Origin of the sequence: Pseudomonas zanjanensis, from assembly GCF_014268745.2 — a bacterium.
Lineage (GTDB): Bacteria > Pseudomonadota > Gammaproteobacteria > Pseudomonadales > Pseudomonadaceae > Aquipseudomonas > Aquipseudomonas zanjanensis.
This window is the reverse complement of sequence record NZ_JABWRB020000011.1, coordinates 18,155-39,529: the sequence shown is the minus strand read 5'-3', so window position 1 is coordinate 39,529 and position 21,375 is coordinate 18,155. Positions and strand designations below refer to the sequence as shown.

The window sequence follows — 21,375 nt, the reverse complement described above, 5'->3', positions numbered from 1 at the left end:
CCCTCGCCACAATGAATCCAAGTTCCGCAGGGAACGAGCAGGCAAGAACCCGCTACAATCGCGCTCCATCAAGGAGCCCGCATGCCCAACCTGACCACCGACTGGCGCGACCGCCTCACCCATCGCCGGGTCTGGGCATTGGCTGCGCCGATGATCCTCTCGAACATTTCCGTACCGCTGGTGGCGCTGGTGGACAGCACGGTCATCGGCCACTTGCCCCATGCCCATCAGTTGGGCGCGGTGGCGGTAGGGGCGAGTTTGTATACGGTGCTGGCGTGGGCCATGGGTTTCTTGCGCATGGGCACCACCGGGTTCGCCGCCCAGGCCGCCGGGCGGGGTGACGGCGCGGCGTTGCGGCAAGTGCTGCTGCAAGGCCTGCTATTGGCGATGGGGTTGGCGGTGCTGCTCGGTGCCGTCGGCGTGCCGTTGAGTAACGTGGCCTTGCACTTCATGCAGCCGTCCGCTGAGCTCAACCAGTTGACCCGCGACTTCTTCCATACCCGGCTCTTCGGCTTGCCGGCGGCGCTGGCCAGCTATGCGCTGGTGGGCTGGTTCCTTGGCGCCCAGAATGCCCGGGCGCCGTTGGCGATCCTGCTGGCGACCAACCTGGTCAACATCGCCCTGAACCTGTGGTTCGTGATCGGCCTGGACTGGGGCGTGACCGGCTCGGCCCGGGCCTCGGTGATTGCCGAGTGGACCGGTGCGCTGGTTGGCCTGGCCCTGGCTCGCAAGACACTGCGGGCCTGGCCCGGACAAATCGCCTGGGCAACCCTGGGCGTGTGGCGGAACTGGCGTCCGCTGCTGGCGGTGAACCGGGACATTTTCATTCGCAGCCTGGCCCTGCAAGCGGTATTTTTCCTGATCACGGTGCAAGGCGCGCGCCTGGGGGACGCGACCGTGGCAGCCAATGCCCTGCTGCTCAACGGCCTGCTGTTGACCGCCCATGCCCTGGACGGCCTCGCCCACGCCGTGGAGGCGTTGTGCGGCCATGCCATCGGCGCTCGCGACCGCCTCGCCCTGCGTCGTTCGCTGGTGGTGGCCGGCGGTTGGTCGCTGATTGCCAGCCTCGGCTTTGCCCTGCTGTTCCTGCTCGCCGGCCACGTCTTCATCGACATGCAGACCGACATCCCCGACGTACGCGCCACCGCTTATGGCTACCTGCCCTACCTGGCGACCTTGCCGCTGATCGCGGTCTGGAGCTACCTGCTCGACGGCCTGTTCATCGGTGCCACCCGCGCCCGGGAAATGCGCAACGGCATGGTCTTGACCCTGCTGCTGGTGGCGCCAATCGCCTGGATGCTGCTGGGGTTGGGCAACCACGGACTGTGGATCACCTTCTTGCTGTTCATGGCCTTGCGCAGCCTCACCCTCGGTGCGTTTGCCTGGCACTTGCAGCGGCACGACCGTTGGCTCGGCGCGCCGACGTAATAATCCTCAACCCTGACGGCCCTGCCAGCGTCGCCGCAGGTGATCGAGCCGCTCGCGCTGCGAACCACCCTCCGGCCCCGGCAAGAGCCGGGCATTGGGGTATTGCAGCCGCAGCCAGAGCCAGTCGTCGAGCACCGTCCGCTCGGTAAAACCCAGCGCCAGCCCCTGCTGCACATCCTCCCAGAGCCGGCGGTAATCACGGCCGGTGGAATGGGACCATTGCCACGCGTGACGCTCCAGCAGGCAGCGCTGCAACTGGCCCTGCTGTCGATCGCTGAGGCCGTGCTCCTTCTCCAACGCCGCCACCGGCAATCCGGGGTTGGACAGTTGCTGCCAGCCCTGGCTGCCGATCGCCCGGTCGGCCCATGTGCCGCCGAACCAGCGCAACAGGCTGATCGGACCCAGCCAGCAACTGAGTTCATGGGCGTCGCAACCGTCGAAGAAATAGCTGGCGGTGTGCGGGTTGTAGTAATTCAACAAGGCTTTGTGATGCAGGCCCAGCGTCACCGTCAGCATGCGCCGCAGATGCGCCAGTAATTGCACCGCAGGCTGTGGACAGGCCAGCAACAGCCCTGGCCAGGCGCGCGGGTCCAGGTGGCAAAGACTCGTCAACGCGGGCGATTGGCGCAGATCCACCAACAGCGGGCCGTGGTCGCGAAGCCCATGCAGCTCAGTACCTTCGAACAGGGTAAAGTGCTGGGCATCGGCGAACTGCGCGTGAACACGCTGCACCGCCTCAGGCGCACTCGGTGCGTCCAGCAACAACCACTGCGGCGTCGATCCAGGCACGGCCACGGCGCTCATCGAGCAATGCCCGCGCCGCGGCCCATGAGCATGCGGCAGGTGCACAGGGGTTGGGTGCAAGGGTTGAAAGGCCCGCCTTCGGGCAACAGGCACAACAAGACCAGCGGCTCGGCCTCCCGCAGCGCCGACAACAGCACCGGATCGACCACGGATGGCCCAAGTGTTTCGCCCGAGAATGACTCATCCGCCCCCTCTACCGAGGCAGGCTCGCTCAGAAATGCACTGATCAACGGCCGATCCGGATCGCCTTCGATAAAGCTCACCAGCACCTCGGTACCGTCACCCATCGCGTCCACCCCGCTAGCCGCCAGCTCGGGCGCCAAAGGCAACCAGCAATGGCTGGGACTGGAACCTTCGCCCTGATAGACCCAGTCGAACTCCACCGCCACGCGCCCTGCCCCGAGCACCGGAGGCTCGTCAACCGCCACGACCCAACCGCGTTGCCGGCTTGCCATGCGGGGCTTGACCGGGACGTTGTCTGGCATGAACAGCACGCCCCGGGGAATGGCCTTGAAATGATTGCCATACATGCCCGCCTGGGCGCGATGCTCAACCTTGGTCAACAGCCAGCGCCGGTTCCAGCTGGCAAACGGATGGGCCATCAGCGTCAGTATCTGACCGGCGTGCAGGTTCGTCAGGTCGCTACGACCCTGGGCGACTTGCTGCCCCGCCACAGCGGTTTGCACGCTGAAGGTCCGCACCGCGGCAGTCGGCCCCTCGTCCGCATAGACCGCCTGGCCGGCAGGGGGAAAACTGTGTGGGTTGTCCGCGAACACCAGGCAATGCCCGTCGCGGGCGTGTTCGAAATGAAAGTGGATACCCGCTTGGGCGCACACGCGCTGGAGGAACTGCAGGTCCGATTCCCGATACTGGGTACAGAAATCCTGCGGTGGGTAATCGCCACTCAGGTCCAGGCACAGGCTGCGCCCGCTGATGCCATGGGCCTTGAGCACTTGGCGAATGATCTGCGGCACCGAGCGGGCGCTGAACACTCGCTGGTTGAAGCGCTGAGCCAGACAGGCCAGCCTGGGGCTGATACGCACCCGGCAGCCGGCGCCATGGGAGTGCTGGACCCACTCATGGATCTGCCCATGAATGCCTCGGCCTGGCGCTCCGAAACTCAACCAGACGCTGCGGTACAGCAAGCCCGCCAAGTCCAGGCTCGGATCGAGCAACGGCAGCTCCGCTTCATAGACGAAGGGTTCGCTGATCGCTTCACTGCCCGTAAAAGCGACCACGTCAACGGGCTCGGGCAGACCGGCTATCTCCAGACGAAAAGCTGGCTCGCGGGCTGGATCGGACATCGGCGTTTCTCTACAGGAGGGGCGGCCGGGGATTCTCGCCGACCGCCATGGCCGCGTAGAGGGGCCAAGTACAAGTTAGGAAAGGGACTACATGAAATAAGGACATCGCCGATTAAATGAACCGGTGTGAAGAAATAGCCGTGGCATAAACAAAAATGCCCTCCGGGACTGTCCGAAAAAAACCGCAATGTACGGTGTTTTTTCTGACAGCCCCGGCGGGCAGTGTCGATCAGCCAAGAGGTGGACCTGATGCAATCCTGTGGCGAGGGAGCTTGCTCCCGCTTGGGTGCGAAGCAGCCACAACGAATGGGTCTGCTGCGCAGCCCAGCGGGAGCAAGCTCCCTCGCCACAGTGAATCGCGCCAACCTTGAGGGAGCGGCTGTGGGGCTATCTTCTATCAGGAAGACAGATACGACGAACGCGTCAGCCCCAAACGCAACGCATCGAGGAACTGGGTGCGCTCGGCGGCGCTGATGCGGGCGCTGGCGCATTTGTCGCGGTAGTGCGTCATCAACTCCTCTGGCGACAAGTGCACGTAGCGCAGCATGTCTTCGATGGTGTCGTGGGTTTCGATGCCTGCGTGGTACACACTGCCGTCGGCGTTCTGGTAGATGTTCACCGAGTCGGTATCGCCGAACAGGTTGTGCATGTCGCCGAGAATTTCCTGGTAGGCGCCCACCAGGAAGATGCCCAGCAGGTAATCTTCACCGGGATTGAGGGCGTGCACCGGCAGGCTGGTCTCGATGCTCTGCTCGTCGACGTACTGCTTGATCTTGCCGTCGGAGTCGCAGGTCAGGTCTTGCAGCACGGCGCGGCGCAGCGGCTCTTCGTCCAGGCGATGCAGCGGCAGGATCGGCAGCACTTGGCCGATGGCCCAGGTGTCCGGCAGGCTCTGGAATACCGAGAAGTTGCAGATGTACTTGTCGGCCAGCTTGTCGTTGAGTTCGTCCAGCACCTGGCGGTGCGAGCGCTGGCGGGCCTTCAACGAGTTGTGCAGGCGACGGCACACGGCAAAGTAGCACTGCTCGGCCAAGGCTTTTTCCGCCAGGGTCAGCTTGCCGTCGGCATATTGCGCCGCCACGTCGCTCATGTAGTGCGTGGCGCGCCAGTAGGTCTCGGTGACCATCTCGATGTCGGTCGGGCCCAGCAGGTCAACCAGCCATTGCACGGTTTCCGGCAGTTCCTGCTTGTTGTCGATCGCCGGCACGTCGTCGTTGTGTTTTTCGACGTCGGTCACCTGCACCACCAGCATCGCGTGGTGAGCGGTCAGCGAGCGGCCACTTTCCGAGAAAATGTGCGGGTGCGGCAGGCCCTGGGCGTCGCAGAACTCCTTGAGCATGCCAACCACGACACCGGCGTAATCGTCCATGTCGTAGTTGATCGAGCTGGCATTGCGCGAGTGCGTGCCGTCGTAGTCCACGCCGAGGCCGCCGCCGACGTCGATGTGATCCACCGGCAGGCCGAGGTTGCGCAGCTCACCGTAGTAACGGATCGCTTCCTTGAAGCCATGCTGGTAGTCCGCCAGGTTGGCGATCTGCGAACCCATGTGGAAGTGCAACAGGCGGATGCCCTGGTCCAGGCCAGCCGCGCGGAAACGCTCGACCACCGACAGCAGTTGCGCGGCCGACAAGCCGAACTTGGACTTCTCGCCACCGGTATCGGCCCACTTGCTCGACGCCAGGGAAGACAGGCGCACCCGCAGGCCGACCTGTGGCTTGACCTTGAGCACCGCGGCCTCTTCGATCACCAGGCCGACTTCGGACTCTTTCTCGATGACGATGAAGACGTTGTGGCCAAGCTTCTGGCCCATCAGCGCCAGGCGGATGAATTCGCGGTCCTTGTAGCCGTTGCAGACGATGGTCCCGCCCTTCGGTGCGAGAGCCAGCACCGCCAGCAGCTCCGGCTTGGAACCGGCTTCCAGGCCGATGGAGACGTTCTGGGTGGCAATGATGTTTTCGATCACCGCTTCCTGCTGGTTGACCTTGATCGGGTAGAGCGCGGTGTACTTGCTCTGGTATTCCAGGCGCGCGATGTTGCTGTCGAACGCGCCGGTAAGCTGGCGCACGCGGTCTTGCAGGATGTCAGGGAAGCGCACCAGCAAAGGCAGCGAGAGGCCACTCTGACGCAACTGGTCGACTTGCTCGAACAGGTCGATGGGCGAACTGCCTGGACCGTTCGGACGGACTTCGACGCGACCGGCTTCATTGATCGCGAAATACCCGGCCCCCCAATGGCGAATCCCGTAAACGCTGCGGCTGTCCGCAACTGTCCATTGGCTGCCATCGTCTTTGCGTGTGCGTCGTACGGACATCGAAGTCCCCTATAAAGAAGTCAAAATGCACCATCCGGTCGGAGGCTGGGGCAGTCTAGAGAGTGAAAATGACGAATTGCCTGTTAGCAAGGTAGACCCTGCTCCCAGCGATGAGTTTAGAAACCCGTTCAGAACAGGCTCTGTGAAAACCATGCGTGCGACCTCGGACGGCGGGTCCGGGTCAAGCCGAGGGTGGTTTTCACAGAAGCTGCTAGCCGCCGGATTTCTTTGCCTTGAAGCCGTGCTTGACCAGTTCCGCCAGCAGCAGCTCGACGTGATCGCCCTGGATCTCGATGATGCCGTCTTTCAACGCACCACCGGTGCCACAGCGTTTCTTCAACGTGGTGGCCAGTTCCTTGAGCGCGTCTTCGGCCAACGGCACACCGGTGATAGTGGTCACCGTCTTGCCGCCGCGCCCTTTGCTTTCCCGGCGCACACGGGCAATGCCGTCACCGGCGGGGATGGCGGTCTGTTTGCAGATGCAGGCATCCACCGGCTGACGGCAATCAGGGCAATGACGACCGGCGTCGGTAGAAAATACCAGGCCGCCCAGGGCGGCGAAGGATGCGGCTTTTTTGGCCACCGGCAATCCTCTTGGGAGGACAAAGACTGGTCGAGGGGAGAATGGGCCTCGACCGCGAAACCCCACTCAGGCAGGGGCAGCGCTACTGGACCGCAGACACGGTTCAGCTTGAAAAGTCGCGCAGTGTAACGGCAAAAAGCCGACTTGCTAAGGGCCAATCAGCGCCAATTTATAGCTTCTTTGCGACGCTGCCACCGTGGACGCGCAAATAGCGCTCAAGTGCCGCCAGGGAGTCCGGGCAGTAAGGCATGCGCTGGATTTCATCGAGCACCTGTTCGAGGGGCAGGAAACGCGCTTCGAGGACTTCTTCGGGTTGCAGGACCAATGGGCCGTCCCACACCGCCGAGAACGCCGAGCACCACAGGCGACTGCCGGGGTCTTCGAAATAAAAATGGTCATGGGCGGTCAGTTCCACGCCGCTCACGCCCAGCTCCTCCGCCAGTTCACGGGCCGCCGATTCGGCATAGGTCTCGTCGGCCTGGACCATGCCGCCCGCCGCCACGTCCCAGAACCCCGGGTAGATGGCCTTGCTCAGGGTGCGCCGGTGAACACACAGTTCACCGGCCGAGTTGAACAGCATGATGTAGGTGCCACGTCCGATCAGCCCGCGTTCGCGCAACTGCGAACGCACCAGGCTGCCGAGCAGGTTGTCGTGCTCGTCGACCCACGCGATCAACTCGGCATCCGAGGCCACTCGGTGAGCGACCTCCCGGGGGCTTTCGTTCATGGATCAACCCTGGTTCAGCAGTTGCCGCAAGTCGATGACCGCTGCGTTGGCCCGGGAAATGTAGTTGGCCATGACCAGCGAGTGGTTCGCCAACACACCGAAGCCGCTGCCGTTGAGGATCATCGGGCTCCAGACCGGTTCCTGGGACGCTTCCAGTTCACGAATGATCTGCCGCACGCTGACCGTGGCGTTCTTTTTCGCCAGCACATCGGCGAAGTCCACTTCGATGGCGCGCAGCAGGTGCGACAGCGCCCAGGCCTGGCCGCGGGCTTCATAGAACACGTTGTCGATCTGCAGCCATGGGGTCTCGACCACCTCTTCATCCACCTGCGGCACCTGGCCCGGGGCCGGGACTTCGGTTTTCAGCGAGGTGTTGAGCTTGACCCGGCCAACGCTGGCCGACAGGCGCTGGGACAACGAACCCAGGCGCGTGCCGACGTCGCCCAGCCAGTTGTTCAAGTTGTCGGCGCGCGCGTAGAACAGCGCGCTTTTCTGGTTCGGGTCGGACAGCCGCGCCTGATAGCGGCTCAGGGAGTTGATGCCTTCCTGGTATTCGGATTCGCTGGAGGGCAGCACCCAACTGCGGTTGTCGAAGTTGAAGCGCGGCTCGGCCTTGGCCAGGTCGGCGTCCTCGGCGGACTGGGACTGGGAGCGGGCGAAGTCCTTGCGCAGGGCGCGGCTCAGGTCTCGGACCTGCACCAGCACGCCGTATTCCCAGCTCGGCATGTTGTCCATCCACAGGCCCGGCGGGAAGCGGTCGTTGGAGATGTAGCCACCTTGCTTGGTCAGCAAGGTCCCGGCCACGGTCTTGAGGGTCTCGACCGTGGTGTAGCCCACCACCATCTGCCGACCGTCCTTCTCGGCCGCGGCCTGGGCGTTCTGCTGCACAGGGAACAACGCGGGCTCCTGGCTCCAGTACCAGCCGACGGCAATGGTCACCAGCAGGTAGAGGGCGATCAGCGTGGCCAGTGCGCGGCTGAAAAAAAGCCCACCCAGGTAGCTGCGGGTGGCCGATTTCGGCTCGGCGGCGCGTTCAGGCGCGCTGCCCGCGCGGTTTTTCCAGTCCAGCATGGCGATGTTCCTTCAATCACTTGAGTTCTCGGTTCGACCACAACCCTACGCCATCGTGCCTGATTTGAAACGCGATAATGCGGCGCCAATCATGCCGGGCGCGACAGGGCAATCGAACAGCACTATAAAGGAAGCGTTGCCATCGGCCTACGAGACTGTCCAGTCACAAACTGAATTTCGCGACTGGACAGAATATTGACGTACGACACTCATGCGAGGGAAAAGAGGTGCTAGCATAGAGCCACCAGTCGATCTCAGCATGCACCCTAACTAGTAGTCAGGATATGACCGAGCCAGAAGACCCCAGCCGTGAGCGCCTCAAGCACCACTTTGCCCAGCGGGTAATTCATCAGGCTCGTCAGATCCTGGAGATTTGGCAGCGCCTGCAACGCAGCGAATGGTCAAGCACCGACCTCTCGGAACTCAGCGAAGCCAATCTGCGCCTGCTGCGCTTTGCCGAGCGCTTCGAACAGCCCGAGCACTCCCAACTGGCCCAAGGCATCAGCCAGTCGCTGCAAGCGGTGGATGCCAATCGTGGGCGCCTGAGCAGCCACCTGATCACCGAAATCAACCGCCTGATGCAGCGTTTGTCGCGCACCGGCCTGCGCCACGGCGACCAGCTCGAACAAACCTTCCTGCCGCCGCTGCGCAAACCCATCTACGTGATGCTGCAGGACCATGACCGCGCCGAGCGCCTGGCCAAGCAATTGGAATTCTTCGGCCTCAGCGCCCAGGCGCTGGACAGTGTCGCGGCGTTCCGGGCCTCGATGGTCGAGCGCCTGCCGGCGGCAATTGTCATGGATGTGGATTTCAGCGGCCCCGGCGCCGGCCTGAAACTGGCCGCCGAAGCCCAGGAAGGCCTGGAGCAACCTTTGCCGCTGTTGTTCTTCAGTTTGTTGGAAACCGACACGCCGACACGCCTGGCCGCGGTACGCGCCGGCGGGCAGGAATTCCTCACCGGCACCCTCGAAGCCTCGAGCCTGCTGGAAAAGATCGAGGTGCTGACCTGCGTTGCCCAATACGATCCCTACAAAGTGCTGATCATCGATGACTCCCGTGCCCAGGCCTTGCACACCGAGCGCCTGCTCAACAGCGCCGGCATCATTACCCGCACGCTGATCGAACCGATCCAGGCCATGGCCGAGCTGGCGGATTTCCAGCCCGACCTGATCATCCTCGATATGTACATGCCCGCCTGCACCGGCACGGAACTGGCCAAGGTGATCCGCCACAATGACCGCTACGTCAGCGTGCCGATCATCTACCTGTCCGCCGAAGACGACCTGGACAAGCAGCTCGACGCCATGAGCGAAGGTGGCGACGACTTCCTGACCAAGCCGATCAAGCCTCGGCACCTGATCACCACCGTGCGCAACCGTGCGGCCCGGGCGCGCAACCTCAAGGCGCGGATGGTGCGCGACAGCCTCACCGGCCTGTACAACCACACCCACATCCTGCAATTACTCGAAGATTGCAGCTTCCGCGCCCGCCGCGAAGGCAAGCCCCTGAGCTTCGCCATGCTCGACATCGACCACTTCAAACGGGTCAACGACAGCCACGGCCACCCCATGGGCGACCGGGTGATCAAGAGCCTGGCGCTGTTTCTCAAGCAACGCCTGCGCAAGACCGACTTCATCGGCCGTTACGGCGGCGAAGAGTTCGCCATTGTCATGCCCGACACCGACATCGACGCTGCCTGCAAGGTGTTGGATGAGATTCGCCAGCGCTTTGCCGAAATCCATTACCCGGCCCAGCCCCATGATTTGTGGTGCACCTTCAGTGCTGGCGTGGTGGAAATGAGCGATGATTCCGACAGCCTGATGATGGCCAGCCAGGCGGACGAAGCGCTGTATCGCGCCAAGCACGCCGGACGCAACCGGGTACAGAGCGCCCGGCAATCAAAGCAAAGTGCCACCTTTTCATCGGAATCGACTGATTCGGTCATAAACCTGTAACTCAAGCGCAATAAATTCAGGCACTTACGATTCTGCCCCCGGTAGACCCTTGATGCGCCTGAAGCTGCTGACCAATCTCAACACCCTTCTTTTAGTTGCCGTTTGCCTGGGCCTCGGGGTCACCCTATGGTGGTCGCAGATCGCCCTGGAGCGGCCCTACTTGCTGATGGAGCGTTATCTGGGCCTGTCGCGGCAGTTCCAGGGCGAAGTGGCGCGCAACATCGAGGACTACCTGGCCAGCGGCGACGCCTTGCGCCTGAGCGCGGCCACCCAGGCCTTGGAAACGCTGCAAAAAGACCTCGACCAGTTTCCCCTGGAGCTGGCCAAAACCTTGCGTCCGAGCCTGTCGAACCTCGATAGCTTCAGCAAGACCGATCTGCTGGCCGCCGGCAAACTGGCCGGCGATCCGCAGGCGTTGCTGCTGCAGGCCGAGCGCGAACTGAGCGCCAGCCTCGATCAACTGGCCCAATACGCCAACGGCGCCCCAGCCTACTTGCCTCCCTTGTTCGCCGCGTCGCAGCACCTGGGCCGGTTGTCCCTCACACGGGACAAACTGGTCAGCAGCGGCCGCAGCGAACTGGCCGCCGATGTCGAACGGGCACTGGCGAGCATTCGTGTCGAGGCCGAACGCCTCGATAGCCTGCCGCTGCTGGGTGTCACCGCCAGCAGCGATTCGGGCAGCGATGATTTCGCCGCGCTGATGGGCCTGGAGACTCAGGAAAAAGCCGCCGCCGAAGACGCTGGCATCGCCCTCAAGCGCGAACTCAACAGCCTGCTCGGCCGTTATCCGGCGGAATTGACCCGCACCCGTGAATTGATCCAGAAACGCACCGAGCTAAGCAGCGCCACGCACCTGAAAATCACCGACGTGCAAACCGCGATCGATACCCTGGAGCCGGCCGTGCGGGCCCAGCATGGGCAGATCCAGGGGGAGGTACGCTTGATTCAGGGGGTGATGATCGGCCTGATCCTGCTGATCGCACTGTTGATCGACACCTTGCAGCGACGCCTGGCCCGCACCTTGACGCACCTGGCTCCGGCCCTGTCGACCTGGGCCGAAGGGGACTTCAGCCGGAGCATCCACGTGGGCGCCAGCAACCGCGAAATGCAAGACATCGAGGCTTCGCTCAATCGCCTGCGCGCTTATCTGGTGGACCTGGTGGGCACCATTCGGGTGAATGCCGAACAGGTCGCGGGCAGCAGCCGGGCCCTGGCCGAGCTGAGCGGCGAATTGCACAGCGGGGCCGAGCATCAGGCCGGCGACACGGCGCTGATCCGTGATTCCCTCAGCGAACTGGAAGCGACGATCCAGCAAGTCGCCGGCGACGCCAGCCAGGCCGCAGACGCCAGCCGCAGCGCCGGGCAAGCAGTGGAGCAAGGGCAGAAAGTCATCGGCCTGAGCCTCACGGGCCTGCACGCGCTGGTGGGGGAAGTGCAAGGCAACGCGCAGATGATCGAACAACTGGCCGAGGAGTCGGCCACTATCGGCGGCGTGCTGACGGTGATTCGCTCGATTGCCGACCAGACCAACCTGCTGGCCCTCAACGCCGCCATCGAAGCAGCCCGTGCCGGGGAAATGGGCCGGGGCTTTGCGGTGGTGGCCGAGGAAGTCCGCTCCCTGGCCCAACGCACGGCCGGCGCCACCGCCGAAATCCAGACCCTGATCGCCCGCCTGCAATTGGCCGCGCGCCAATCGGTGGACGGCATGCGCGCCCAGGTCGAACACGCCGAAGCCACCGCCAGCCAGGCGCAAGCGGCGGACGGTGCACTGGATGAAATCGTCGGCGCCATCCAGACCATCGCCGACACAGCGGTCCGCATCGCCGACGTCACCGCCCAACAGAGCGGAGCCGTCAGCGAAATCCGCGACCACAGCGAGCGGATCCACCAACTGGGCGGGGACAACCTGCTGCGCATCGGCCAGGGCCGGGAGCAAGGCGACCATCTCTTGGTGCTGGGCGGGCAATTGCACACCGCAGTCCAGGCGTTTCGGGTTTAGCACCAAGCACCCTATGAATCACCGTGGCGAGGGAGCTTGCTCCCGCTCGGCTGCGCAGCAGTCGTAGAACCTGCCTACTGTTTTTTTCCGATACACCATGTTGAATGGTCTTGGGGCTGCTGCGCAGCCCAGCGGGAGCAAGCTCCCTCGCCACAGGGTCGATTCCGATAGAAAGTGGACACTCACCGTCAACCGCCATCGCCTGTGGGAGCGAGCCTGCTCGCCATAGCGGTGGGTCAGTTTGCACCAGGATTGAATGGGCCGCCGTCATCGCGAGCAGGCTCGCTCCCCCAGGTTCGCGAGCGGGTGACCGGATCCGGGGGCATGGTCATAAATTTCGCGCAAACATCGGTCATCGTGCTGGCTATTGCCGAGAACTGGACAGTCATTAAGGCTTTGCGGCATAGTCGCCGGGTTCTGATACCTGCTCACAGATAACAAGGAACAGCAGATGGCGACCCTATTGGTCCTGCACGGACCCAACCTGAACCTGCTGGGCACCCGCGAACCGGGCGTCTACGGCGCCGTGACCCTGGCCCAGATCAACCAGGACCTGGAACAGCGGGCCCGCAACGCCGGCCATCATTTGCTCTATCTGCAAAGCAATGCCGAATATGAATTGATCGACCGTATCCATGCCGCGCGTGGCGAAGGCGTGGACTTCATTTTGATCAATCCAGCAGCTTTTACACACACAAGTGTCGCATTACGTGACGCGCTGCTGGCGGTGAGCATCCCATTCATCGAAGTGCATTTGTCCAACGTGCACAAACGCGAACCTTTCCGCCATCACTCCTACTTCTCCGATGTAGCAGTGGGAGTGATCTGCGGCCTTGGCGCCAGCGGTTACCGACTGGCCCTGGAGGCCGCCCTAGAGCAGCTTGAGAAACAGGCAACAGCTTGAACAACAAGCGTTAAGCGCCCCTGACCGACCCTTGGGAGTTGATGATTCATGGATATCCGTAAAGTTAAGAAATTGATCGAATTGCTGGAAGAGTCCGGCATCGACGAGCTTGAGATCAAGGAAGGCGAAGAGTCCGTACGCATCAGCCGCCACAGCAAGACCCCGGCCCAGCAGTTCTATGCACCGGCCCCGATGCAGGCTCCGGCCGCCGCGCCAGCTCCAGCAGCCCCGGTTGCCGCCGCAGCCCCCGCCGCACCGGCGGCACCAACGCTGAACGGCACTGTTGCCCGTTCACCAATGGTGGGCACGTTCTATCGCAAGTCTTCGCCATCCTCGCCGTCCTTCGTTGAAGTCGGCCAGACCGTGAAGAAAGGCGACACCCTGTGCATCGTCGAAGCCATGAAGATGATGAACCACATCGAAGCTGAAACCAGCGGTGTGATCGAGTCCATCCTCGTCGAAGACGGCCAGCCGGTTGAGTACGACCAACCGCTGTTCACCATCGTTTGAACCGCGGAGAGCCTTTGATGACTGCGAAGTTGGAAAAAGTCCTGATCGCTAACCGCGGTGAGATCGCCCTGCGGATTCTGCGTGCCTGCAAAGAGATGGGCATCAAGACCGTCGCCGTTTACTCCAAGGCCGACAAAGAACTGATGCACCTGGGCCTGGCGGACGAATCCGTCTGCATCGGTCCGGCGTCGGCTGCGCACTCCTACCTGCACATCCCGGCGATCATCGCCGCTGCCGAAGTGACCGGCGCCACCGCCATTCACCCTGGCTACGGCTTCCTGGCGGAAAACGCCGACTTCGCCGAACAGGTGGAAAACTCCGGTTTTGCCTTCATTGGCCCGAAAGCCGACACCATCCGCCTGATGGGCGACAAGGTCTCGGCCAAGCACGCCATGATTGCAGCGGGTGTGCCGACCGTTCCGGGTTCCGACGGCCCGCTGCCTGAAGACGAAGAAACCGCTTTGCGCATCGGTCGCGAAGTCGGTTATCCGGTGATCATCAAGGCCGCTGGCGGCGGCGGTGGTCGCGGCATGCGCGTGGTACACAAGGAAGAAGACCTGATTTCCTCGGCGAAACTGACCCGCTCCGAAGCTGGCGCGGCGTTCGGCAACCCGATGGTCTACCTGGAAAAATTCCTGACCAACCCACGTCACGTCGAAGTCCAGGTGCTGTCCGACGGCCAGGGCCAAGCCATCCATCTGGGCGACCGCGACTGCTCGCTGCAACGTCGTCACCAGAAGGTCCTCGAAGAAGCGCCGGCACCCGGCATCGACGAGCAGGCTCGCCAGGAAGTCCTGGCACGTTGCGTCAAGGCCTGTATCGACATCGGCTATCGCGGCGCCGGTACCTTCGAGTTCCTCTACGAGAACGGTCGTTTCTACTTCATCGAAATGAACACCCGTGTTCAGGTGGAGCACCCGGTTTCGGAAATGGTCACCGGTATCGACATCGTCAAGGAGATGCTCAGCATCGCCGCCGGCAACAAGCTGTCGTTCACCCAGGATGACGTGGTCATCCGCGGCCATTCGCTGGAATGCCGGATCAACGCCGAAGACCCGAAGACCTTCATGCCAAGCCCAGGCACGGTCAAGCATTTCCATGCCCCGGGCGGCAACGGCGTTCGTGTCGATTCGCACCTGTACAGCGGCTACGCCGTTCCGCCGAACTACGATTCGCTGATCGGCAAGCTGATCACCTACGGGGCGACCCGTGAAGAAGCCATGGCGCGCATGCGCAATGCGCTGGACGAAATCGTGGTAGACGGGATCAAGACCAACATCCCACTGCACCGCGACCTCGTACGTGACGAAGGCTTCTGCAAAGGCGGCGTCAACATCCATTACCTGGAACACAAGCTGGGTAACCAGCACTGATGTTCCAAGGGATGTAGAAAAAGACCCCGGCTCATTTGAACCGGGGTCTTTTTTTTACAGCGGTCTCGGAATCAAGGATCAGGTCAACACAACCAGCGAGAACTCGTTCATTTCAAGTTGCGCCGCAGTCGCCGGCCTGCCCTGGCGGGTGCGAACAGCACCATTGGCATTGACCACCAGCGGTTCACTGCGCACACGCGCCATGAATTTACGCGCACGCATCGATACGGGGTCGGAACTGTTTTTCGCCCGAGCCAGCACCGGGATGTAATAGCGCTCGACCAGGCTCTGTGATGTCTTGAAGACCGATGTGATACCGGTTTTAAGATCCAGCGAAACACCGTATGTATTACCAAAGCAAGACGAATACGACCAGTAATCCCAGGTTGGCTGGAAGCCTTGGCGCCTCATCACCTGCCTGACCGGCTCACCAATGTCCGCCCCCGTCAGCCAGTCTCCGCCCACCAGGGTGACACGAACGTCTTTCGCAGGTCCGCCCAGGCGCGACGTTACAGCCTTGATGCCTCGCTCGATGAGTTTTCGAATGTTGTGATCGAAATGAATGACTGCCCCCATCCGGGTGGCGGGGTTGTACATCGACGCGACCACACAGGTCTGTGCATTCAACGAGAACAGGTAATTGTCCATCGCCGCCTCGCTGAACCTGGCTACGACGGTCTCGCCCTGCATCGCCCCTCTTGTCACGCTGGGGGGGATGCGCCCGGGAAATGCCTCCCGCAAATCATCGACTCGCCCCAAATAGCGCACACCGTTATTACCCCCCCTCAAGCCGACAATGTTATGCGCCCACTTGCCATTCGCCATTCTGCGGATGGGCAGTTTGTATAACGCGCCGGGGCGGCTGGCATCCACCAGGCACACACCACCGAAATAAGGGTCTTCCAAGACTTGGAAATACCGACCTCGGCTCCGAATGTAATAGGCGGCTCGCGGTTGCGATACGCTGGGCGGGCTACGGTAGGTCCCATAGAAGATACCCTCCTCGGTTACCGGCTCCAGGTTCTCGGGCGTTGCCTTGACTGCCTGCCCTGGCTTCAAGCGCAGGGGCTGGACCAGCGGCCCGGTTTCTTTGGCAGCGGCCGATGGCGCGGTTCTTTTCAAGCGCTGCGCCGACAGCGACAGGGACCTCAGCGCAAGTTTCAAGTTCATCGCCGTCCGCCCGAGCACTGCCGCCATGCTGGCCGCTCCCAGCACGGCGAACAACGCCCCCCAGGACACGGCCAGCCACTGTTCAAGTGCCTCCTGGGTATCGCCTCGCACATGTGCCACGATCGCCTGCCTGGTACTGATGCCGATAAAGGCGAGGTCCAGCAGCAAGGCAAAGGGCGGATAGACCATGCACACGGGCACAGCCGCAAAAAGCAGTCCTTTGATGACCTGATGCTTGATGACCTCGGCGCGACTGCTGGTGACATCCTCCACATCGGTTATCGCGCGCTCGATGCAGGCGTCGAACTCTGCACCGATGTCGACCACCCGATTGAACTCTCGCAATGTATCGACGCGCGAAGAACCGGTCGCCAGGGCTCGCAGCAAACCGCCAACCTCGGAACGCGCCGTCAACGCTACCCGCTCCAGCACGTAATCATGTAACTGCGCGGCGATGCCCCCGGCGAACGCCAGGTAGTTGCGAAACAGGATGCCGTCCGGGGCATCGGGCATGTAGAGCCAGTAGGAACCCTTGGGGTCAAAGTAGGCAAACACATAGACGCCCAATACCACATGCCCGCCGACGGTAAACCTGAGCACACCTTCACGTGTCACGGCCGTGCCGGGATATTTGGCTCGGTCATCAAGCCCGTTGTCGCTCAATAGCGTGACTTGGCGGGTGAGCCATTTGAATTGATCAGCGCTTAACAAAGACTGGCCATAGGCGATACGCAAGTCACGATCCATCCTCGCCAACAGCATGTGGCGACAAGCGGCGCGGCGCCCCGAGTATTCCGGCGCACGGGTATCGAGGAAGCTGGCGCGAACCTGCCTGGCGTATTGCTCGCCCAGGTACGCCCTGCGAATGTAGCGCGCCAGGTCAGCACTGCGGACCTGCTCCAGTGCCTGCCCAACCGAGGAACGCACACCTTTGCTGGGATTATCGATGCCTGAGTTATCGTCATAGCCATGAATCGCCAATTCCAACAAGGTGGCGACCTTTCTCTGGCCAGCCAACCCTGGCTGGTAGTCGATAAGCACCGTTTCGGGATCTACGGGCTCGTACACGCCCTTGCTACGCATGTAGGGTTCAATCGCCTGCGCGACGGTACGTTTGGCGAAGCTCAAGAAGACTTCATAATCAGCGAGTTGATCATTGAAAACCTGCTGATGAACCCGGAACTCCTGGCCCAAGCCACTGATGTTCCGGCGCGACTCCAACGGCAACGCCGAATACCAACGAGGCGACTCGCTCATATCCACCTGCATCAGGTTATGGCGCAACCCCGTTAGCACAGCATGTTCGAGGCATGCCCCGAAACCTCGTACCGTCCCCCTGGGATCAGCGTTCAAATCCCATAGGGTTGGTTTCTCCGTCACGTTGACGAAGTATTCCCGGCCCCTGGAACGATCGACCGGTGAAAGTTGCTGTAATAAATACTCGCGACCGGCTTCGGTTGCGGTCCAGCCTCCGATTTCCGCACTGACGGCCCGAAGCGAAGCCAACCTGATCCATTCCTGGCCATTTGGCTTGCCTGGGGCATACAACAACAGCTGGCTGGCTTCCCCACGCACGTCCTGACGGTAAAACAGCAACAGATCGGCGCAGGTCAAGGCACCGGGTAACTGAACGTTGGAGACTTGCAATCCGCCCAAGGTTTGCGCCGAGGGCTCACTCCCCCATGACGCGTTGAGCTCACCGTGGCTGACTACCGTCATCTGACCGGCGCAACGTGCGACATACGCGCTGTACTTCACCCGCGCCATGAACCAATCGAGCATGGCGTCCTTGAGGTCCGCGCGGTTATATCGGCTCGACAATGCGGGCAAATAGTCAGCCGACGCATCCACTACAGCCAGCAATTGGCTGATGAACGCGGGTGCCAGGGGCTGGTTGCGTAACATGTCGCCATTTTCCACCAGCAATACCGAGACGGCATCTGGCCTGATCAGGCCCGCTGCCACCCACTCGCTCAGGCTATTGGTTCGCACGGGCTGGCCAATGACGGTTCGCCACTGCAATTGCACGCGGACATTATCCGGCTCGACATCCATGTCCAGCTCATGCCTGATGTAGTCCTTGGCCTGACGTCGGGCGAATGCTTTCAGCGAGCCGAAGCCGTCGAGCAAATCGTCGACCAGAGCCTGCGCTTGCACGGCGTGCGATTGCAAAGTCTCCAGCCAGTTTCGATCCACTTCGCCCAGCCAGCGCAGCCAATCAGGCAATTGCACACGCGCCAACGCCGCCAATTGCTGCCGCTCCTGCTGGGTTGCCAACGTGGTCCATTGCACCAGCCGACGCCAGGAAACCTCTAGCTCCTCGATCTCCGCGCGCAGTGTTTCAACGTCCATTGCGGCCAATCGATCGGGTTGGAACATCGCGTCGACTGCCGTTGAATGGCGGGTGAGCTGCTCGCCGATGGACGCTTCAAGGGAGGTATCATCGACTGCCATCCTCCAATGTCGTCGCAGGTAATCCTTGTAGTGGTTGATGAAGCCCGAGACCGCCCCCTCCACCATCTGGGCAACGGTATCCCGGCGCTCTGCCGCAAACCCAAGGTCAGCCCCCCCGGGCCAGCGATACGGCGCATCTCGTTGCTCCTCATAATCCAAGGGTGTCTGGTCGACCATCCGTTGCAGGACCGTGTCGAGCAACGTGGCGATGTAATGTGAATCGACGTTGCCTTGCTGATAACGAGTGCGAAGTTCAACCAGCAGGTACTCTTCCAGCACCTCCAGCAGCCCCAACTGGGTTCGCATTCGTGCATCGATGACGGTTTGCCAGCGCGCCCACTTTTCCAGCGTCAACTGGGGCGAGGGGCCCCTTGACGCAGATACCAGCACCGCGCCATCCCTGTTTCGCTGCCACTCGGTCGTATTGTCCATGCACATCCTTCCCTGTTGTCTGGACCCGCACCTTATCCACCTCGCGACAGGCTGTTGGCGTACATATATATATATCGGAACACCCATCCGGACCTTCCAGGCCTCCCTTATCCACTTTGATGGCGACCTGGCGTACACTGCGCGCCTTTGCAGCCCCGCGCTGCCCCCTGTCGATTTTTTCAAAGGTGCCCGCCATGCCTTGGCTGCAAGTACGTCTGGCCATCAGCCCGGAACAAGCCGAAACCTACGAAGACGCGTTTCTTGAAGTAGGCGCAGTATCGGTAACCTTCATGGACGCCGAAGACCAGCCGATCTTCGAGCCGGAGCTCAACACCACCCCGCTGTGGTCCCACACCCACCTGCTGGCCCTGTTCGAAGGCGGCACCGAGGCGGCCAGCGTGCTCGCGCATCTCGAGCTGCTGACCGGCGGCCCGCTGCCCGAGCACCACAGCGAAGTGATCGAGGACCAGGACTGGGAACGCAGCTGGATGGACAACTTCCAGCCGATGCGTTTCGGCCAGCGCCTGTGGATCGTCCCGAGCTGGCACGCCGCGCCAGAGCCGGACGCAGTCAACCTGCTGCTGGATCCGGGACTGGCGTTCGGCACCGGCACCCACCCGACCACCGCGCTGTGCCTGGAATGGCTTGACGGCCAGGACCTGAAGGGTTGCAACGTACTGGACTTCGGCTGTGGCTCGGGGATCCTGGCGATTGCCGCGCTGCTGCTGGGCGCCCGGGAAGCGGTCGGCACCGACATCGACGTCCAGGCCCTGGAAGCCTCCCGCGACAACGCCGGTCGCAACAACATCGCCGAAGCCCTGTTCCCGTTGTACTTGCCGCAGGACTTGCCCCAGGTCCAGGCCGACGTGCTGGTGGCTAACATCCTGGCCGGCCCGCTGGTGTCCCTGGCGCCGCAACTGTCGAGCCTGGTCAAGCCGGGTGGACGCCTGGCACTGTCGGGCATCCTCGCCGAACAGGGCGAAGAAGTCGCCGCCGCTTATGCCGCGGACTTTGACCTGGACCCGATCGCCAATCGCGATGGCTGGGTGCGCATCACCGGACGTCGGCGCTAGAATGACCGCCTGTATCCACCGGATTGCCGCATGACTGACAGCTTCGTCACCCAGTGCCCGCATTGCCATACCCGTTTTCGCGTCAGCCATGCTCAATTGAGCGTGGCCCGCGGGGTGGTTCGTTGCGGCTCGTGCCTGCAAGTGTTCAATGCCGCACGACAGCTGCTGGAACAACGCACGGGCAAGCCAGTCGCGCCCGCCGTCGCGCCGCCCGCCAAGCCTGCCGCCGAAGCCCCACCCCGGGCCATCAGCCAGAAACAATGGAGCGCCGCCGAGCTGGACCTGGACGACCTGGACAAGGAACTGGCGCGCCTGGAGCGACGTGACAATCGCGCCCCAGGCAGTGCCGGTCGGCGTCGGGAAGACAACCTGAGCGCGCAACGCGATTCGCTTTCCGGCGAACAACAAGCCTGGCCCGACAGCCTGTACAGCGAAACCTCGGACGAACCCGTCGAAACCGTCCTCGATACGCCCTTCGAACCGTTCGAACCCCACGAACCGGCGCGGCCGCCGCGTACCGAACCGTCCCTGTCCCTGGCCCTCGAACCGCTGGAACCGGACGACGAACCCGTCGCCCCACTCCACCTCGCGCCGGACGACGAGCCCGAAGAACACCTTGAGCGCCTGTCCGCTACCGACGACCACGACGACGAACCCGAGCCACCGCTGCCACTGCGCAAGTCACGGGAGCGCCAGGAGCCGGGCATACGCGCCGAAGCCCTCCACGACCTGGACGACGACCCGTTGCAACTGGACTGGCGCAAACGTCGTTCGCCCTGGGGCCGACGCCTGTTGTGGATTCTGCTGATCCTGCTCGCCGCCGCAGCCCTGGGTGGCCAGTACATCGCCTACCATTTCGAAGAACTGGCCCGCCAAGACCAGTACCGGCCATGGTTCCTGCAAATCTGCCCGACCATCGGCTGCGACGTACCGTCCAAGGTCGACATCGCCAAGATCAAGAGCAGCAACCTGGTGGTGCGCAGCCATCCGGAATTCAGCGGCGCCCTGATAGTGGACGCGATCATCTACAACCGTGCGCCCTTCTCCCAACCTTTTCCGTTGCTGGAGCTGCGCTTTGCCGACCTCAACGGGCACCTGATCGCCAGCCGTCGCTTCAAGCCCGGGGAGTACCTGGGCGGCGACCTCGAGGGCCGCGGCGAAATGCCGCCGCAGACGCCCATCCACATCGCACTGGATATCCTGGATCCGGGCCCCAAGGCGGTGAACTACAGTCTGAGCTTCCATTCCCCCGAATGAAGCCGGCAGGGTCGGCCAAT

15 protein-coding genes are annotated in these 21,375 nt (G+C 62.5%); 8 read left to right on the top strand and 7 right to left on the bottom strand.

Annotation, left to right across the window (positions count from 1 at the left end; genetic code table 11):
- Positions 1–81: 81 nt before the first annotated feature.
- The gene (locus tag HU715_RS26840) at positions 82–1,428 is read left to right on the top strand and encodes an MATE family efflux transporter (RefSeq protein WP_186707908.1); all 1,347 of its coding nucleotides are present in this window, start codon (positions 82–84) and stop codon (positions 1,426–1,428) included.
- A 6-nt stretch (positions 1,429–1,434) separates the two neighbouring features.
- On the opposite strand, the gene HU715_RS26835 is transcribed toward HU715_RS26840, so the two are convergent.
- The 6 genes from HU715_RS26835 to HU715_RS26810 all read right to left on the bottom strand — a co-directional run bounded on the left by HU715_RS26835 (position 1,435) and on the right by HU715_RS26810 (position 8,228).
- The gene (locus HU715_RS26835; protein ID WP_186707905.1) at positions 1,435–2,232 is read right to left on the bottom strand and encodes a DUF4123 domain-containing protein; all 798 of its coding nucleotides are present in this window, start codon (positions 2,230–2,232) and stop codon (positions 1,435–1,437) included.
- Complete coding sequence (locus tag HU715_RS26830; RefSeq protein ID WP_186707903.1) at positions 2,229–3,536, bottom strand: type VI secretion system Vgr family protein; 1,308 nt, start codon at positions 3,534–3,536, stop codon at positions 2,229–2,231. Before HU715_RS26830 ends, HU715_RS26835 begins: the two co-directional genes overlap by 4 nt.
- Positions 3,537–3,933: 397 nt before the next feature.
- Positions 3,934–5,847 (bottom strand): arginine decarboxylase, encoded by a 1,914-nt coding sequence (gene speA / locus HU715_RS26825; RefSeq protein WP_186707901.1) that lies wholly within the window; start codon positions 5,845–5,847, stop codon positions 3,934–3,936.
- 211 nt (positions 5,848–6,058) lie between these two features.
- Complete coding sequence (locus HU715_RS26820; RefSeq protein ID WP_003197435.1) at positions 6,059–6,430, bottom strand: translation initiation factor Sui1; 372 nt, start codon at positions 6,428–6,430, stop codon at positions 6,059–6,061.
- Positions 6,431–6,599: 169 nt separating this feature from the next.
- Positions 6,600–7,157, bottom strand: a complete 558-nt coding sequence (locus tag HU715_RS26815; RefSeq protein ID WP_186707899.1) for an NUDIX hydrolase — start codon at positions 7,155–7,157, stop codon at positions 6,600–6,602.
- Positions 7,158–7,160: 3 nt separating this feature from the next.
- Entirely contained in the window at positions 7,161–8,228 is a 1,068-nt protein-coding gene (locus HU715_RS26810; protein WP_186707897.1) for a DUF2333 family protein, read from the bottom strand.
- 284 nt (positions 8,229–8,512) lie between these two features.
- On the opposite strand from HU715_RS26810, the gene gcbA reads away from it, so the two are divergent.
- From gcbA to accC, 5 genes are all read left to right on the top strand, one after another.
- Positions 8,513–10,183, top strand: a complete 1,671-nt coding sequence (gcbA, locus tag HU715_RS26805; protein WP_186707895.1) for a diguanylate cyclase GcbA — start codon at positions 8,513–8,515, stop codon at positions 10,181–10,183.
- A 52-nt stretch (positions 10,184–10,235) separates the two neighbouring features.
- A complete protein-coding gene (locus tag HU715_RS26800; RefSeq protein WP_186707893.1) occupies positions 10,236–12,182 on the top strand; it encodes a methyl-accepting chemotaxis protein in 1,947 nt (648 codons plus the stop codon).
- 451 nt (positions 12,183–12,633) lie between these two features.
- Positions 12,634–13,086 (top strand): type II 3-dehydroquinate dehydratase, encoded by a 453-nt coding sequence (gene aroQ / locus HU715_RS26795; protein WP_018605716.1) that lies wholly within the window; start codon positions 12,634–12,636, stop codon positions 13,084–13,086.
- 48 nt (positions 13,087–13,134) lie between these two features.
- Entirely contained in the window at positions 13,135–13,596 is a 462-nt protein-coding gene (gene accB, locus HU715_RS26790; RefSeq protein ID WP_060739348.1) for an acetyl-CoA carboxylase biotin carboxyl carrier protein, read from the top strand.
- A 17-nt stretch (positions 13,597–13,613) separates the two neighbouring features.
- Positions 13,614–14,969: an acetyl-CoA carboxylase biotin carboxylase subunit gene (gene accC, locus HU715_RS26785; RefSeq protein WP_186707891.1), complete on the top strand. Its 1,356-nt coding sequence runs from the start codon at positions 13,614–13,616 to the stop codon at positions 14,967–14,969.
- A gap of 78 nt (positions 14,970–15,047) precedes the next feature.
- On the opposite strand, the gene HU715_RS26780 is transcribed toward accC, so the two are convergent.
- Complete coding sequence (locus tag HU715_RS26780; protein WP_186707888.1) at positions 15,048–19,025, bottom strand: dermonecrotic toxin domain-containing protein; 3,978 nt, start codon at positions 19,023–19,025, stop codon at positions 15,048–15,050.
- Positions 19,026–19,219: 194 nt separating this feature from the next.
- Between HU715_RS26780 and prmA the strand changes: the two genes are divergently transcribed.
- Positions 19,220–20,098, top strand: a complete 879-nt coding sequence (gene prmA / locus HU715_RS26775) for a 50S ribosomal protein L11 methyltransferase (RefSeq protein ID WP_186707886.1) — start codon at positions 19,220–19,222, stop codon at positions 20,096–20,098.
- Positions 20,099–20,128: 30 nt separating this feature from the next.
- Positions 20,129–21,355: a DUF3426 domain-containing protein gene (locus tag HU715_RS26770; RefSeq protein ID WP_186707885.1), complete on the top strand. Its 1,227-nt coding sequence runs from the start codon at positions 20,129–20,131 to the stop codon at positions 21,353–21,355.
- Positions 21,356–21,375 lie beyond the last annotated feature (20 nt).